This is a genomic window from Microbacterium sp. UBA837, from assembly GCF_002296025.1.
Classification (GTDB): Bacteria; Actinomycetota; Actinomycetes; order Actinomycetales; family Microbacteriaceae; genus Microbacterium.
The window spans coordinates 1-1730 of record NZ_DBHD01000165.1 but is presented as its reverse complement, the minus strand read 5'-3'; the positions used below and the strand labels follow the sequence as shown (position 1 = coordinate 1730).

The 1730-nt window shown below is 64.9% G+C and carries 2 protein-coding genes and 1 pseudogene; all 3 read left to right on the top strand.

Annotated features, from left to right (window positions below; translation table 11 throughout):
• Position 1: 1 nt before the first annotated feature.
• Complete coding sequence (gene ccsB, locus B3587_RS11925) at positions 2-964, top strand: c-type cytochrome biogenesis protein CcsB (RefSeq protein ID WP_292728929.1); 963 nt, start codon at positions 2-4, stop codon at positions 962-964.
• A 123-nt stretch (positions 965-1087) separates the two neighbouring features.
• Positions 1088-1447, top strand: coding sequence for a Cd(II)/Pb(II)-sensing metalloregulatory transcriptional regulator CmtR (gene cmtR, locus B3587_RS11920; protein WP_228176923.1), 360 nt, complete (start codon positions 1088-1090; stop codon positions 1445-1447).
• Positions 1444-1730 (top strand): annotated as a pseudogene (locus tag B3587_RS11915) (cation-transporting P-type ATPase); the annotation flags it as partial. The gene cmtR and the pseudogene B3587_RS11915, both read left to right, overlap by 4 nt.

The following is a 1730-nucleotide window of genomic DNA, read 5'->3' as shown; positions in this document are numbered from 1 at the left end:
GGTGTGGACGGCGATCGCCACCTACCTGCTCGCGTTCATCGCGTACACCATCGACCTGGCCGGGCGCTCCGTCCCCGCCAGCGTCCCGCAGCGGGAGCCGGTCCTGGCCGGCGCTACCGCACGGGCGGGCCAGCAGACGGACAACGCCCAGAGTGGGTCGGTGGACAGTGTTCGCACGCCGCCCGCGAATCGGCAACGGCTGTTGTGGGCGCGGATCGGGACGTCACTGACGGTCCTCGCGTTCCTGTTCCACCTGGCCGGCACAGTTCTGCGCGGGATCGCTGCTGGGCGGGTGCCGTGGGCGAACATGTACGAGTTCGCGCTGACGGGTACCCTCCTAATCGTCGCCGTATACCTGCTGGTTCTGCGCCGTTACGACCTCCGCTTCCTGGGAGCGTTCCTCATCGGCATGATCGTATTGCTGCTGGGTGGGGCGACCATTGCGTTCTACGTTGAGGTCGTCCCGCTGATGGACCCGCTCAAGAGCATCTGGCTGGTCATCCACGTCTTCGTCGCCTCGCTCGCCACTGCCCTGTTCGCGATCGCCTGCGGCCTCGCAGTCACCCAGCTCATGCAAACCCGCCGGGAACGGCGGGCCGACACCACCTCAGCTCGAAATGGCGGCCCGCGGTTCCTGGCGACGCTGCCCACCGCAGACGCGCTCGAGTCCCTCGCGTACCGATTCGTGATCGTTGGGTTTGTGTTTTGGACCTTCACGCTGATCGCCGGCGCCATCTGGGCCAACGACTCCTGGGGACGCTATTGGGGGTTCGACACCAAGGAAGTGTGGACTTTTGTGATCTGGGTGCTGTACGCGGGGTACATTCACGCCCGCGCAACGAGAGGCTGGCGCGGCACCCGCTCCGCCTGGCTGTGCATCACCGGGTTCGCCACTGTGCTGTTCAATTTCACCGTCGTCAACATGTTCTTCAAAGGACTTCACGCATACTCCGGCCTTAGCTGACCATACCCAGCCATTCAGCCGACCGGCTCCAGTAAGGCGGATCCGATGCTGCTTCAACAGTCGACGATCGCCTGCCCGATTGTCCAGCTTGATTAGTTCATTGTGCAGTGTATTATTCATCGAATGCTGACTCATGCTGATCGACTCGACGTGATGAACCGGCTGGGGCGCGCCATGGCTGACCCGACCCGCTCTCGCATCCTTCTGACTCTCCTAGACGGACCGAACTACCCGGCGGTGTTGTCTCGCGAGCTGGGACTGACCCGCTCAAACGTGTCGAACCATCTGACGTGTCTGCGGGGGTGCGGGATCGTGGTTGCCGAGCCAGAGGGCCGGCAGACCCGCTACGAGGTCGCAGACTCGCACCTTGCCCGCGCCCTGACGGCGCTGGTGGATGTGACGCTAGCGGTCGACGAGAGCGTGCCGTGCATGGACCCGGACTGCGGGGTCGAGGGTTGCGTGGCGGGGAAGGTTCGGGCATGAGCGCGGTCACGGGTTCGCAAGTCGAGCACGTCGACCTCGACGACGACGATGATGACGATGACCGGCCGTGGTACCGGAGCCCGAGCGTTCTGATTCCGATCGCCTCCGGCGTCGCGTTCGCCGCCGGCCTGGTCTGCGAGTGGACCGGCGCGGAGACCGCGGGCCTGGTGTCGTTCTGGATCGGTCTGCTGCTGGGCGCGTACACGTTTGTGCCGGGCGCGCTGCGTAAGCTGTTCACCAAGGGCAAGCTAGGCATCGGCCTGCTGATGACAATCAGCGCCAC